Source organism: Gracilibacillus boraciitolerans JCM 21714, assembly GCF_000521485.1.
GTDB classification, from domain to species: Bacteria; Bacillota; Bacilli; order Bacillales; family Amphibacillaceae; genus Gracilibacillus; species Gracilibacillus boraciitolerans.
This window is the reverse complement of the sequence record NZ_BAVS01000077.1, coordinates 1-1,626: the sequence shown is the minus strand read 5'-3', so window position 1 is coordinate 1,626 and position 1,626 is coordinate 1. Positions and strand designations below refer to the sequence as shown.

The 1,626-nt window shown below is 38.3% G+C and carries 1 protein-coding gene; it reads right to left on the bottom strand.

Annotated elements, in window-relative coordinates:
* Window positions 1-66: 66 nt before the first annotated feature.
* Window positions 67-1,479, bottom strand: a complete 1,413-nt coding sequence (locus JCM21714_RS17705; RefSeq protein ID WP_052000899.1) for an IS4 family transposase — start codon at window positions 1,477-1,479, stop codon at window positions 67-69.
* Window positions 1,480-1,626: the final 147 nt, after the last annotated feature.

The following is a 1,626-nucleotide window of genomic DNA, read 5'->3' as shown; positions in this document are numbered from 1 at the left end:
AACTCAACTTTCGCACAGTAAAAATAGCTCTTAAATCTTACTATAATTAGAATCAAACAAGAATTATTATGCTGCCTTTGTTATTTTTTCTTTATCATCATCAAGAAAAGCTTTCTTTAAAAATTGAGGCAATTGACTAAATAGTTCGTCGATTATGGATTGTATTCTTACTTCCGAAAGAACTGGTTCTTGGGAAAGAGTGGATTTGAGCAAATCTATGATCAACATGATAGCTTGAGCAAAACGGATATCTTCCATTTCATCGCAACACAAATAGAAGAGTTGACCAATCGTTTTTGGATCCTCTTCTTCGCGAGCACTAAGCGCAAGCATGATATAACGTGTAAAAACAATCGTAGTATGGGCTACTAACGCATCGTAACTACGTGATTGGAACTCTTTTGCCAAACGCAAGTGGGATTTGGTTACTTTGAAGAAGCACTCAATGTCCCAGCGCTTTCCATAAAGACGAACAACCTCTTCTTCTGGCAATTCGAGGTCCGTGCTTAAGAGAGCTAACCAATTTTTCGAGCGGTTTTTATCTCGTACAAATATAATTCGTGCTTGTATATCATCGCCCTTTGCGTTTTCACCTAAACTGACCACGATGGAAGCAAGAATCTTTGCACGGCCACGTTTTTTTCGAACGCTCTTATAGAGTTGGTTTAGTGTGTACTTCTCACCTTCATACAGGTAATATACGCGGTGCATACTTTTGAGCATACAAATCACGTGAAGTGGATATTCCGAAACAACCCGTTTAATCACTTTAGGAAAAGCGAACCAGCTATCAAAAAGCAATGTTCTTGCGCAAAGTTGTAACGGATTCACTTCATCTAAAAGGTCAAACATTGCTTCTGTCGACTTTTTCAGTGCCTCTTTACGGCGCTTATATCCGACTGTACGCTTATCCACAGAAGAGTTGATCTCTTGGAAGCGATTTTTCTTTTTCTCAGAACTGAGAAGTGAAAACGCAAGGGGGGGGATAAAAGTATTTCCATCTGACCATCCAAGTGTAAGCATACGAAAGCCTTTAACGTACGTTCCCGTCGTATGATCATGGACGAGTGCTAATAGTTCTACAGCTTTACTTCGTGCTCGGCTAAACAACGAATCGTCGAAAATAAGGACGCGTTCCCGATTGTTCGAAACCAAATGTAATAATTTGGTTACAATCACATTTTTACTCAACAAAACAAGAAACTTCCGCCAATTGTAGGTTGGGTTATTGAGCAAACGATAAACGGCATCTTTTGCAGGAGCATCTTGAATACGACCAGAATCAAGAATTCGATAAAGGTTCTTACCGTGTAAAACAAGAGAAAAGATGAACTGGATCAGTAACAAGGGAGAGATTCCTTCTTCTTTACGAACATTCGCCTTATTTAGCAATGTACCAATTTTATTGTCCTTGAAAAAGCGTGAAATATAAGAATCAGTCTCGTTTTTCGATTGAGAATTTGGTAAAATAGTAGCCATAAGACATCCCTTTCTTTGGTTGTGAGTTGTGGTGACTACATTTTACCAAAAAGGGATGTTTTTTTGTTGTAATTTTGATGGTTTTCTTAGAAAGATACCCGTTACATCAAGGGCTAGTTAATGATTTTTAGATGCGAAAGTTGAGTT